Source organism: Mixta gaviniae (genome assembly GCF_002953195.1).
Classification (GTDB): Bacteria; Pseudomonadota; Gammaproteobacteria; order Enterobacterales; family Enterobacteriaceae; genus Mixta; species Mixta gaviniae.
This window is the reverse complement of sequence record NZ_CP026377.1, coordinates 4,253,080-4,265,968: the sequence shown is the minus strand read 5'-3', so window position 1 is coordinate 4,265,968 and position 12,889 is coordinate 4,253,080. Positions and strand designations below refer to the sequence as shown.

Genomic DNA, 12,889 nt, shown 5'->3' with positions numbered 1-12,889 from the left:
GCTCCCTTGAGAAGTCTCACTCCGACGGGAGCTAATCCGTGAAAGACTTACTTAAGTTTCTGAAAGCGCAAACTAAAACCGAAGAGTTTGATGCGATCAAGATTGCGCTGGCCTCGCCAGACATGATCCGTTCCTGGTCTTTCGGTGAAGTGAAAAAGCCGGAAACCATTAACTACCGTACCTTCAAGCCAGAGCGTGATGGTCTGTTCTGCGCCCGTATCTTCGGGCCGGTAAAAGACTACGAGTGCCTGTGCGGTAAGTACAAGCGCCTGAAACACCGCGGTGTGATCTGTGAGAAGTGCGGCGTTGAAGTGACCCAGACCAAAGTGCGTCGTGAGCGCATGGGCCACATCGAGCTGGCTTCCCCGACTGCGCACATCTGGTTCCTGAAGTCGCTGCCGTCCCGTATCGGTCTGCTGCTGGATATGCCGCTGCGCGATATCGAGCGCGTGCTGTACTTCGAATCCTATGTCGTGGTTGAAGGCGGTATGACCAACCTCGAAAAGCGTCAGATCCTGACTGAAGAGCAGTATCTGGACGCGCTGGAAGAGTTTGGCGACGAATTCGACGCGAAAATGGGCGCGGAAGCGATCCAGGCGCTGCTGAAAAACATGGACCTGGAGCAGGAATGCGAGCAGCTGCGCGAAGAGCTGAACGAAACCAACTCCGAGACCAAGCGTAAAAAGCTGACCAAGCGCATCAAGCTGCTGGAAGCTTTTGTACAGTCTGGCAACAAGCCGGAGTGGATGATCCTGACCGTGCTGCCTGTGCTGCCGCCGGATCTGCGTCCTCTGGTTCCGCTGGACGGCGGTCGTTTTGCGACATCTGACCTGAACGATCTCTATCGTCGCGTCATTAACCGTAACAACCGTCTGAAACGTCTGCTGGATCTGGCTGCGCCGGACATCATCGTACGCAACGAAAAACGTATGCTGCAGGAAGCGGTAGACGCCCTGCTGGATAACGGTCGTCGCGGTCGCGCGATCACCGGCTCCAACAAGCGTCCGCTGAAATCGCTGGCTGACATGATCAAAGGTAAGCAGGGTCGTTTCCGTCAGAACCTGCTGGGTAAACGCGTCGACTACTCTGGTCGTTCCGTTATTACCGTAGGTCCTTACCTGCGCCTGCATCAGTGCGGTCTGCCGAAGAAAATGGCGCTCGAGCTGTTCAAACCGTTCATCTACGGCAAGCTGGAACTGCGTGGCCTCGCGACCACCATCAAAGCCGCCAAGAAAATGGTTGAGCGCGAAGAAGCTGTCGTATGGGATATCCTGGACGAAGTGATCCGCGAACACCCGGTTCTGCTGAACCGTGCGCCGACACTGCACCGTCTTGGTATCCAGGCGTTCGAGCCGGTACTGATCGAAGGTAAAGCGATCCAGCTGCACCCGCTGGTTTGTGCGGCCTATAACGCCGACTTCGATGGTGACCAGATGGCTGTTCACGTACCGCTGACGCTGGAAGCCCAGCTGGAAGCGCGTGCGCTGATGATGTCTACCAACAACATCCTGTCTCCGGCGAACGGTGAGCCGATTATCGTTCCGTCGCAGGACGTTGTTCTGGGTCTGTACTACATGACCCGCGACAAAGTGAACGCCAAAGGCGAAGGCATGGTGCTGACCGGCCCGAAAGAAGCTGAGCGTGTTTACCGCGCTGGCCTGGCGGAGCTGCATGCGCGCGTAAAAGTGCGTATCACTGAATATGAAAAAGATGAGCAGGACAAATTCGTCCCGAAAACCAGCCTGATCGATACCACTATCGGCCGCGCTATTTTGTGGATGATTGTGCCGCAGGGTCTGCCTTATTCCATCGTCAACCAGGCGCTGGGTAAAAAGGCGATCTCCAAAATGCTGAACACCTGTTACCGCATTCTGGGCCTGAAGCCGACCGTTATCTTTGCTGACCAGACCATGTACACCGGTTTTGCCTACGCAGCCCGTTCAGGCGCTTCTGTTGGTATCGACGACATGGTTATCCCGGCGAAGAAAGTGGAAATCATCACCGAAGCGGAAGCGGAAGTGGCTGAGATTCAGGAGCAGTTCCAGTCTGGTCTGGTTACCGCTGGCGAACGCTATAACAAGGTTATCGATATCTGGGCCGCGGCCAACGAACGCGTTGCCAAGGCGATGATGGAAAACCTCTCTACCGAAACGGTGATCAACCGCGACGGCGAAGAGGAAAAACAGGTTTCCTTTAACAGCATCTTTATGATGGCCGACTCCGGTGCGCGTGGTTCTGCCGCCCAGATCCGTCAGCTGGCGGGTATGCGTGGCCTGATGGCGAAGCCGGATGGCTCCATCATCGAAACGCCGATCACCGCGAACTTCCGTGAAGGTCTGAACGTACTCCAGTACTTCATCTCCACGCACGGTGCGCGTAAAGGTCTGGCGGATACCGCACTGAAAACGGCAAACTCCGGTTATCTGACCCGTCGTCTGGTTGACGTGGCGCAGGATCTGGTGGTTACCGAAGATGACTGCGGCACCCTCGAAGGCATCACCATGACGCCGGTTATCGAAGGTGGCGACGTTAAAGAGCCGCTGCGTGAGCGCGTGCTGGGCCGTGTTACTGCGGAAGATGTGCTGAAGCCGGGTACGGCGGACATTCTGGTTTCCCGTAACACCCTGCTCGACGAGCATTGGTGTGACGTGCTGGAGCAGAACTCTGTCGACAGCGTGAAAGTCCGTTCCGTTGTTGCCTGTGAAACTGACTTCGGCGTCTGTGCGCACTGCTACGGCCGTGACCTAGCGCGTGGCCACATCATCAACAAAGGTGAGGCCATCGGCGTTATCGCAGCACAGTCCATCGGTGAGCCGGGTACACAGCTGACGATGCGTACGTTCCACATCGGTGGTGCGGCATCGCGTGCGGCAGCTGAATCCAGCATTCAGGTGAAGAACAAAGGTACCATCAAGCTGACAAACGCCAAGTCGGTAACCAACTCCGCTGGCAAGCTGGTGATCACCTCCCGTAACGTTGAACTGAAAATGATCGACGAATTCGGGCGCACCAAAGAAAGCTATAAAGTGCCTTACGGCGCGTCCATGGCGAAAGGCGATGGCGAGCAGGTGAATGCGGGTGAAACAGTCGCGAACTGGGATCCGCACACCATGCCGGTTATCACTGAAGTGAGCGGTTTCATCCGTTTCACCGACATGATCGATGGCCAGACCATTACCCGTCAAACTGACGAGCTGACTGGTCTCTCCTCGCTGGTCGTGCTGGACACTGCAGAACGTACCGCGGGCGGTAAAGATCTGCGTCCGGCGCTGAAAATCGTTGATGCCAACGGTAACGACGTACTGATCCCGGGCACCGACATGCCGGCGCAGTACTTCCTGCCGGGCAAAGCGATTGTTCAGCTGGAAGATGGCGTGAAGATCAGCTCTGGTGATACCCTGGCGCGTGTGCCGCAGGAATCTGGCGGTACCAAGGATATTACCGGTGGTCTGCCGCGCGTTGCCGACCTGTTCGAAGCGCGTCGTCCGAAAGAGCCTGCGATCCTGGCTGAAATCAGCGGTATCGTCTCCTTCGGTAAAGAGACCAAAGGCAAGCGTCGTCTGGTGATCACGCCGGTTGACGGTAGCGATCCGTACGAAGAGATGATTCCGAAATGGCGTCAGCTCAACGTATTCGAAGGTGAGCGCGTTGAACGTGGTGACGTGATCTCCGACGGTCCGGAATCGCCGCATGACATTCTGCGTCTGCGTGGCGTTCAGGCTGTGACCCGTTACATCGTTAACGAAGTGCAGGACGTATACCGTCTGCAGGGCGTTAAGATTAACGATAAGCACATCGAAGTTATCGTGCGTCAGATGCTGCGTAAAGCAACCATCGCCAGCGCGGGCAGCTCCGAGTTCCTGGAAGGCGAGCAGGTAGAATACTCACGCGTGAAGATTGCCAACCGCGATCTGGAGATCAACGGCAAAGTGGGCGCCACTTACGCTCGCGACCTGCTGGGTATCACCAAAGCGTCACTGGCAACCGAATCGTTCATCTCTGCGGCATCGTTCCAGGAGACCACTCGTGTCCTGACCGAAGCAGCGGTAGCTGGCAAGCGCGACGAACTGCGCGGCCTGAAAGAGAACGTTATCGTGGGTCGTCTGATCCCGGCCGGTACCGGTTACGCTTACCATCAGGATCGTATGCGTCGCCGCGCGGCTGGCGAGCCGACCGTTGCGCCTCAGGTGAGTGCGGAAGAAGCGACGGCCAGCCTGGCCGAGCTGCTGAACGCAGGCCTTGGTGGCAGCGACGACGAGTAATCGTCAGGCATGCTGTAAAATAAAAACCCTGCTTCGGCAGGGTTTTTTTATATTTCTTTTCTGCACTGTGAAGGAACCCAGGCATGAATCTCTTTATCAAAAGCCTGCTGGCGGCGGGTATCACCATGTTGCCGCTGGCCGCGTCAACGGCAGCGGATCCGGTGCAGCGTCTGTTTAAGGAGTGGCAGGTCACCTGCAATAACCTTAACGACTGCGATGTGCGTAACGCCGATGAGAATATGCGAATCGTTATCCGTCATCAGGCGGGGCCGGACGGCGCGGCGGCGCTGGATATTATGAGCTTCGATGCGGATAAGGCCGAAGGCATCTGGCTGGACGGCAAGCGCTGGGATCATAACATCGCGCTGTCGAATGCCGATGCAAACAACGATTATGCGAATGCGCACAGCGACAGCCTGAGCGAGATTCAGGCACTGATCGCGGCGGCTAAAAACGCCATGACCCTCTCTTTGACGCCCGGCGATGACGTGACGGGATCGCTGGGCGGGCTGAATGCGGCCCTGCTGTTTGTCGATGAGCGCCAGGGGCGCCTGAATAACCAAACGGCGCTGTATAAAACCGGCGACGAGCCGGCCGCCAGCGTGCCGCCGCGTCCCTCTGCCGCCCCGGCTCTCTCCGTGCCGCCGCTGGTGCCGCTGGATAACGCCCCGGCGCTGATAAAAGACGTTATCGCCAGCCAGCAACCGGTGCTGAAGCAGGAAGAGTGTGAGCCGGACGATGAGGATGTCGCGCGCAGCGAGGCACAGCCTCTCGATGCGCAGCATGCGCTGGTAATGATTAACTGCGGCATGGGCGCCTATCAATCCTCCAGCGTGCTGTTTATCACCCCGCGCGCCGCGCCGGCAAAAGCGGAGCAGCTGGTGCTGCCGCTGCCGCTGAAAGATGACGCGGGCAAACCTAACAGCATCAGCTGGTTTACCGAGGCGAGCTACGATCCGCACAGTGGGCAGCTGTTTCATGCGGCGCGTGGACGGGGCATTGCGGACTGCGGCGAAAGCGCCACCTGGCGCTACGACGGTCAGGTTTTTCATCTGATGAGCTATAACAGCCAGCCGAGCTGCGATGGCGGAGAGCCAGGCGACTGGCCTTCAGTCTGGGCGACGCCGGGTGAAGCCGATCATTCAGCCAGCCAGTAAGCTGGCTTATCGCAACCGGTAGTGCGGCGTATCACAACGGATAACGCCGCTTACCGCAACCGGTCACACAGCTTACCGCAGCGGGTAAGGGAATTAAACAGCAGGACGGGTGAAGCCCATCGCCGGCCAGGGGCCGCGACAATGCTGACAAAACCGCCCGCGCCAGGCGACGTATTAAAGCTGGCGCGCTGGCGCCGTTTTACGCCGTCGCTTCCGAAAGCGCCGGCTGGACGTTGCTTTTACTGTGAGGCGCGTCCCAGCCAGCTATCCCAGTCTTTCCATACCGGCTGTAAGCCCGCCTGGATGAGCGCGGCTGCCACTTCCTGCGGCGTACGATGGTCATCTGGCGAAAACTGCTCCAGCTCCGGCCGCGGATCGGCATAGCCGCCCGGCTGCGTTTTAGAAAAGGCGCTGACGCTGTTGATAGCCAGCGGCACCACGCGATCGCGGAAGCGCGGCGATTCGCGCGTCGAGAGGGAAAGCTCCACCTCAGGCGCAAACAGGCGAAAAGCGCAAAGGGTTTGTACCAGCTGCGCCTCGCTCATCAGCGACGCCGGTTCGATGCCGCCCGCGCAGGGGCGCAGGCGGGGGAAGGAGATCGAGTAACGGCTCTGCCACCAGGTCTGCTGCAGCCACAACAGATGCTCCGCCAGCATAAAGCAGTCGGTACGCCAGCTATCGGAAAGGCCGATCAGCGCGCCGAGGCCGATCTTGTCGATCCCGGCGCGGCCAAGACGATCCGGCGTCTCAAGGCGAAAGAAGAAATCCTGCTTGTTGCCTTTCAGGTGGTGCTGCTGATAAACCCGTGGGTGATAGGTTTCCTGATAAACCAGCACGCCATCCAGCCCGATCCGCTTCAGCCCGGCATACTCCTCTTCCGATAGGGGCTGCACCTCCATCATCAGCGCGCTGAAGTGCTTACGGATCGCCGGAATATGCTGGTGGAAGTAATCGATGCCCACTTTGGTCTGATGTTCACCGGTAACCAGCAGCAGTTGATCAAACCCCATGGCGCGGATCGCCTGACACTCCCGCTCGATCTCCGCCGCGTTCAGCGTTTTGCGCTTAATGCGGTTGCTCATGGAAAAGCCGCAGTAGGTGCAGTCATTAGCGCACAGGTTGGAAAGATAGAGCGGAACGTAAAAGCTGACCGTATTGCCGAAGCGCTGGCGCGTCAGGCGCTGCGCTTTTTGCGCCAGCGGCTCAAGAAAATCGGCGGCGGCGGGGGAGAGCAGCGCCATCAGATCTTCCCGATCCGGACGCGCTGCGTTTAGCGCCTGGCGCACGTCCACCGCAGTTTTGCTGTGGATGCGCAGGCGAATATCCTCCCAGTCCAGCTGCCGCCAGCGGTCGGTAAAATCTTTCATCGGATCTCCTCCGGCTGGCTAAGGAATGCGGTAAGCGGGCTGGAGGGCACGGCCTGACTCTGGCTGGCACCAGGTCCGCTGCGCCAGGCGAGACGCCCCGCTTCGACCGCCAGCCGGAAGGCGTGCGCCATCGTCACCGGATCGCGCGCGACGGCTATCGCCGTATTGACCAGCACCGCGTCCGCGCCCATTTCCAGCGCCTCGCTGGCGTGGCTGGGCGCGCCAATGCCGGCGTCGATCACGACCGGCACCTTCGCCTGTTCGATAATGATCGCCAGCAGGTCGCGCGTTTTCAGCCCCTGATTGCTGCCAATCGGTGCGCCGAGCGGCATGACCGCTGCGCAGCCCACCTCCTCCAGCCGCTTGCACAGCACCGGATCGGCGCCGCAGTAGGGCAGCACGGTAAAGCCCTCTTTCACCAGCTGCTGTGCCGCCTTCAGGGTCTCAATAGGGTCTGGCAGCAGGTAACGCGCGTCGGGATGGATTTCCAGCTTCAGCCAGTGGGTATCCAGCGCTTCGCGTGCCAGCCGTGCGGCGAAGATCGCCTCCTCAGCGGTTTTCGCACCTGAGGTATTGGGCAGCAGTTGCACGCCTGACGCCCTTAGCGGCGCCAGAATGCCGTCATCACCGCCGCGCAGATCGAGACGCTTCATCGCCATCGTCACCAGCTGCGAACCGGAGGCACGTAGCGCCTCCAGCATCAGTGCGGGGTGGCGAATTTTCCGGTGCCGGTAAAGAGTCGTGAAGAAAAGTGTTTATCCGCAATCTGTAGCATCTTAGCCTCCGGCTATCGCCTGAAAAATCACTACCTCATCGCCATCCTGCAACACGTAACCAGCCCAGCTGGCGCGCGGGACAATTTGCTGGTTAACCGCCAGCGCGGTGCCGGGCTGGTGGCAGTGCAGTTTGTCCAGCACACCTTCCAGCGTTAACGGCGCGTCCAGCGTCAGCGTTTCATCGTTTACCACAATCTTCACCGGGCGCCTCCGCAGACCGGACAGTGCGCGTCCGGCGTCAGGTTAAGGGTGCACCAGGTTTGCTGGCGGCCGTCGAACAGGCGCAGCTGTCCGTCGATCGCGGAACGCTGGCCCACCAGCATTTTCAGCGCTTCCAGCGCCTGCAGCGTGCCAATCGTACCCACTACCGGGCCCAGCACGCCGGCGGTGCGGCAGTTGCGCTGCGGTTCGCTGCTATCCGGCCAGAGGCAGCGGTAACACCCTTTTTGCCAGGGCGGCGAGATCGCCAGCAGCTGCCCGCTGAAACCGACGGCGCTGCCGCTGATCAGCGGAATAGCCGCAGCGACGCAGGCGGCGTTAATCGCCTGACGCGTCGCCATGTTATCGCTGCAGTCCAGCACCAGGTCCGCCCGCGGCACCCACTCGCGCAGCTGCGCTGCATCCATACGCTGCTGCAGCGCGATCGTTTCAACCTGCGGATTCAGCGCCTGCAGCTGCTGCTGCGCCAGCGAGGCTTTCGCCTGTCCACAATCCGCGCTGCGATAGAGGATCTGGCGCTGCAGGTTGCTGATATGCAACGTATCGTCGTCGGCCAGCAACAGCTTGCCGACGCCCGCCGCCGCCAGCCAGAGCGCCGCCGGCGCGCCCAGTCCGCCCAGTCCGATAATCAGCACGCTGGCCCGTTGCAGCTTCTGCTGCCCTTCCACGCCAAACTCCTCCAGCAGCAGCTGGCGGCTATAGCGCAGAAAATCCCGATCGTTAAGCATCGTCATCCCCTCCGGCGCCAGCCAGCGCCAGCAGCGTCTTTGTAGCGGCGCGCCAGTCCCCGGCCTGGGTAATGGCGCTGACTACTGCGATGCTGCCTACGCCGCACGCCAGCACCTTTGGTGCGTGCGCAATGCTGATGCCGCCGATAGCGACGGTCGGCATCGCGCCCAGCCGCGCAACGTGGCGTGCCAGCTGCGTCAGCCCCTGCGGCGCGGAAGGCATCGCTTTGGTTTGCGTAGGAAAGATATGGCCCAGCGCAATATAAGAGGGGCGGACGGCAAGCGCGCGATCAATTTCCCGATCGTCATGGGTCGAAAGACCAAGACGTAGCCCGGCACGGTGAATCGCCTGCAGATCGGCGACCTGCAGATCGTCCTGCCCCAGATGAACGCCATAGGCGCCATGCTTTATCGCCAGTTGCCAGTAGTCGTTAATAAACAGCCGGGCCTGATAAGCGCGGCCCAGCGCAATAGCCTGCCCGACCGCCGGCTCTGCCGCTTCCGCCGTGCAATCTTTAATTCGCAGCTGCAGGGTGCGTACGCCCGCTTCCAGCAGGCGCGCTATCCATTCGACGCTATCGACCACCGCATAGAGCCCAAGCCTGGCGGGGCAGGGAGGAAAGGGCGAATTCATGCTTTCTCCTCCGGCGTCAGGGCGTCGGCAGGATGGTAAAGCTCGCCGCCGCGCTGGCGGAACGTTTGCGCCATCTGCGCCATGCCGACCTCCACGGGCTGCGCCTGCGCCTCCTGCTTCGCAGCGTAGTCGCGCACCTCCTGAGTGATCTTCATTGAGCAGAACTTCGGACCGCACATCGAGCAGAAGTGCGCCACTTTTCCCGCCGCCTGCGGCAGCGTCTCATCGTGATAGGCACGGGCGGTGTGCGGGTCGAGCGCCAGGTTAAACTGATCCTCCCAGCGGAACTCGAAGCGTGCTTTCGACATGGCGTTATCGCGGATCTGCGCGCCGGGATGCCCCTTGGCCAGGTCCGCCGCGTGCGCGGCAATTTTGTAAGTGATCAGCCCCTGGCGGACATCCTCTTTGTTCGGCAAGCCGAGATGCTCTTTTGGCGTGACGTAGCAGAGCATCGCGCAGCCGAACCAGCCGATCATCGCCGCACCGATACCGGAGGTGATGTGATCGTAGCCGGGCGCGATATCGGTGGTCAGCGGACCGAGGGTATAGAAAGGCGCTTCGTGGCAATGTTCCAGCTGCTCGGTCATATTGCGGCGGATCATCTGCATCGGCACATGGCCGGGGCCTTCAATCATCACCTGCACATCATACTCCCAGGCGATTTTGGTCAGCTCGCCCAGCGTATGCAGCTCGGCGAACTGCGCTTCGTCATTGGCGTCCTGCACCGAGCCGGGGCGCAGCCCGTCACCCAGCGACAGCGAGACATCATAGGCGGCGCAGATCTCACAGATCTCACGGAAATGCTGATACAGGAAACTCTCCTGATGATGAGAGAGACACCACTTCGCCATAATCGAGCCGCCGCGCGAGACGATGCCGGTCAGGCGTTTCGCCGTCATCGGCACATAGCGCAGTAGAACGCCGGCGTGAATGGTGAAGTAGTCCACGCCCTGTTCCGCCTGCTCCAGCAGCGTATCGCGGAACAGCTCCCAGGTGAGGTTCTCTGCAATGCCGTTCACTTTCTCCAGCGCCTGATAAATCGGCACGGTGCCGATCGGTACCGGGCTGTTACGCAGGATCCACTCGCGGGTTTCATGAATATAACGGCCGGTGGAGAGATCCATCACCGTATCGGCGCCCCAACGCGTCGCCCAGACCAGCTTTTCCACCTCTTCTTCGATAGAGGAGCTGACGGCGGAGTTGCCGATATTGGCGTTGACCTTCACCAGGAAGTTGCGGCCGATGATCATCGGTTCCGCTTCCGGATGGTTGATGTTGGCGGGGATAATCGCGCGGCCGGCGGCCACCTCCTGACGCACAAATTCCGGCGTAATGTTTTCCGGCAGGTGCGCGCCGAAACTGTGGCCCGGATGCTGCTGGCGCAGCACCTCGCTGCGAATGCGCTCGCGGCCCATATTTTCCCGTAGCGCGATAAACTCCATCTCCGGCGTGACTATTCCCTGACGGGCGTAATGAAGTTGCGTGACGCGACGCCCCGCCATGGCGCGGCGCGGGCGCGGCAGGTTGTCAAAACGCAGATGATCGAGCCCCTCATCTTTCAGACGCTGCTGGCTGTAGCGGGAGCTGAGCTGGGTCAGTTTGCTATCGCCGCGCTGTTCGATCCACGCGCTGCGCAGGCGCGGCAGGCCCTGATGCACGTCGATATGCGCATCAGGATCGCCATAGGCGCCGGCGGTATCGTAAACCGGCACCGGTTCGTTGGCTTCATAGACAGGATCGTTGTTATTACTGCCGATCGGCGTGGGGCTGAGCTGGATCTCGCGCATCGGCACGCGAATGTCGGGGCGGCTGCCGACAATCCAGATGCGTGTAGAGTTGGGAAAGGCCGTGCCCTGCAGCGAGGAAATAAACTGTTGCGCCTGGGCGCGCTGTTCACGACGGTTGGGTTTAGCAGACATAGCAATCTCCAAAAAAAGGAACGTTGCTTGTCCGGAGTTCGGAAGGAGTAACGACACGCAGCCAGCCTGCACTGACGGCGTGAAAAGATCTGTACTCTTGTTCCCTTCGCAGGTACTAACCTGATCAGGTTCCGCGGATCCCGAATAAACGGTCTCAGCCTAAAAGGCACTCCGACAAGATGAAAATGGGGCGTCAGCCGCGCTGGCCACCCGGACCCGGCACGCTGAACGCAGCGGCAAGGTCATAAAAAAGCCCCTTCAGCATAAAGGGGCGTTCAGGAAACTACAAGGGGGTTATAACAACCTGGTCACCATCAGGCCGGACGCGCGATCGCCTGATCGTTCGCGGCCGCCAGCGAGGCCAAATTGTTGTCAAATGCCAGCTGAATCAGCTTATCTTCCAGCGTAAAGCGCGCTTCCAGCGCTTCGCCCACTTCAGAAAGCGCCTGCTGGAACTCCAGACAGTTATCGTGATCGATGGCCGCTTCCAGATGGGTATCATACAGTTGCATGATGGTTTCGGTATTGGCCTGCAGGCCGGGATAGATCTGCGCCGCCGCCAGCAGTGGGCTGTCGCCGGTCATCTCTTCGATGATGCGCTCATAAACGTTGAAATGACCGGTGGAGAGGTAATCCACCAGATTCTGACAAAAATTATCGAGGGCTTTTTCATCAAGCGCGGTGAGCGACTCTTTATTCGGTTTGATGCCAACGACCTGATAATAAGCAACCAACAGTTGCCTGCGCGCATTCAGCCAAAAATCTACCAGTTCATTACTGCCACCTACGCGCTCGGTCAGAACGTCTAACTGGTTAAGCATGTTTGTCTCCGTGGGTTATAGTCTTACCGCTACTTATACTTAACATCAGTACAGAGACTGTGTCCCGTATCAGTTCCAGTTTTAAGAATAATTACGGCCCCAGTCACAAATGTGCTGAAGCAAAGGATAACTTTTGTATGGAACGTGTGGTTACAAGCGTAGACGCTGGTTGGTGGGTTGTCAGCCATGAACAGAAAATTTGGCTACCGAGTGGCGAATTACCGTTCGGTACGGCGCAAAAATGGGATCTGACAGGATCGCGCGGCGCGATCATCGGCGAATGGCAGGGCGATCCGGTGTGGCTGATCCGCGAAAGCCGCAGCGACCAGATGGGATCGATTCGTCAGATCATCGATCTGGAGAGCGGACTGTTTCAGCTGGTGGGACGGGGCGTGCAGCTGGCGGAGTTTATTCGCTCGCACCGCTACTGCGGCTACTGCGGGCATGAAATGCACCTCAGCGGCAGCGAAAACGCCTGCCTGTGTGGTCACTGCCGTCAGCGCTACTATCCGCAGATCGCGCCCTGCATCATCGTCGCTATCCGGCGCGACGACAAAATTCTGCTGGCGCAGCATGCTCGCCATCGCAACAGCATCTATACCGTGCTGGCGGGATTTGTCGAGGTCGGCGAAACGCTGGAGCAGGCAGTGGCGCGCGAAGTGATGGAAGAGAGCAGCGTACGGGTAAAAAACCTGCGCTACGTGACTTCGCAGCCCTGGCCTTTTCCCCATTCGCTGATGATGGCCTTTATGGCGGACTATGATGACGGCGAGCTGCAGATTGATAATAAAGAGCTGATCGACGCCGACTGGTTTCGCTATGACGCGCTACCGCAGCTGCCGCCCGCCGGCACCGTGGCGCGCCGTCTGATTGAGGATACCGTGGCGCTCTGCCGCGCGGCGGATGCACAGCCCTGACAATAGCGCCGCAGCTTGCGCGTGCGGCCACAACCACGGCGGGCGGAGAGCCGGCGGCGCGAAGGCGGCAAACTTGCTTAACCGGCGGC

At 59.7% G+C, this 12,889-nt stretch carries 9 protein-coding genes, 1 pseudogene and 1 riboswitch; of the genes and pseudogenes, 3 read left to right on the top strand and 7 right to left on the bottom strand.

Features of this window, described 5'->3' with window-relative positions:
* Positions 1 to 38: 38 nt before the first annotated feature.
* On the top strand, positions 39 to 4,262 hold the full coding sequence (rpoC, locus tag C2E15_RS19950; RefSeq protein ID WP_104958832.1) for a DNA-directed RNA polymerase subunit beta': 4,224 nt from the start codon (positions 39 to 41) through the stop codon (positions 4,260 to 4,262).
* An 83-nt stretch (positions 4,263 to 4,345) separates the two neighbouring features.
* Complete coding sequence (locus C2E15_RS19945) at positions 4,346 to 5,419, top strand: DUF1176 domain-containing protein (protein ID WP_104958831.1); 1,074 nt, start codon at positions 4,346 to 4,348, stop codon at positions 5,417 to 5,419.
* Positions 5,420 to 5,658: 239 nt separating this feature from the next.
* Here C2E15_RS19945 and thiH read toward each other — a convergent pair whose 3' ends face one another.
* The 7 genes and pseudogenes from thiH to rsd form a co-directional block, all read right to left on the bottom strand.
* Positions 5,659 to 6,786: a 2-iminoacetate synthase ThiH gene (gene thiH / locus C2E15_RS19940; RefSeq protein ID WP_104958830.1), complete on the bottom strand. Its 1,128-nt coding sequence runs from the start codon at positions 6,784 to 6,786 to the stop codon at positions 5,659 to 5,661.
* Positions 6,783 to 7,561 (bottom strand): annotated as a pseudogene (locus C2E15_RS19935) (thiazole synthase). Before C2E15_RS19935 ends, thiH begins: the two are co-directional and overlap by 4 nt.
* A 1-nt stretch (position 7,562) precedes the next feature.
* Positions 7,563 to 7,763 carry a sulfur carrier protein ThiS gene (gene thiS, locus C2E15_RS19930; RefSeq protein WP_104958829.1) on the bottom strand — a complete coding sequence of 67 codons (201 nt, stop codon included), beginning with the start codon at positions 7,761 to 7,763 and terminating at the stop codon, positions 7,563 to 7,565.
* Entirely contained in the window at positions 7,760 to 8,509 is a 750-nt protein-coding gene (locus C2E15_RS19925) for a HesA/MoeB/ThiF family protein (RefSeq protein ID WP_104958828.1), read from the bottom strand. Before C2E15_RS19925 ends, thiS begins: the two co-directional genes overlap by 4 nt.
* Positions 8,502 to 9,143, bottom strand: a complete 642-nt coding sequence (gene thiE, locus C2E15_RS19920; RefSeq protein ID WP_104958827.1) for a thiamine phosphate synthase — start codon at positions 9,141 to 9,143, stop codon at positions 8,502 to 8,504. Before thiE ends, C2E15_RS19925 begins: the two co-directional genes overlap by 8 nt.
* A complete protein-coding gene (gene thiC / locus C2E15_RS19915; protein WP_104958826.1) occupies positions 9,140 to 11,062 on the bottom strand; it encodes a phosphomethylpyrimidine synthase ThiC in 1,923 nt (640 codons plus the stop codon). The genes thiE and thiC overlap by 4 nt, the downstream gene beginning before the upstream one ends.
* A gap of 84 nt (positions 11,063 to 11,146) precedes the next feature.
* Positions 11,147 to 11,246, bottom strand: a riboswitch (TPP riboswitch).
* A gap of 130 nt (positions 11,247 to 11,376) precedes the next feature.
* On the bottom strand, positions 11,377 to 11,883 hold the full coding sequence (rsd, locus tag C2E15_RS19910; protein ID WP_104958825.1) for a sigma D regulator: 507 nt from the start codon (positions 11,881 to 11,883) through the stop codon (positions 11,377 to 11,379).
* 137 nt (positions 11,884 to 12,020) lie between these two features.
* Here rsd and nudC point away from each other — a divergent pair, with 137 nt between their 5' ends.
* The gene (gene nudC / locus C2E15_RS19905) at positions 12,021 to 12,800 is read left to right on the top strand and encodes an NAD(+) diphosphatase (RefSeq protein ID WP_104958824.1); all 780 of its coding nucleotides are present in this window, start codon (positions 12,021 to 12,023) and stop codon (positions 12,798 to 12,800) included.
* Positions 12,801 to 12,889 lie beyond the last annotated feature (89 nt).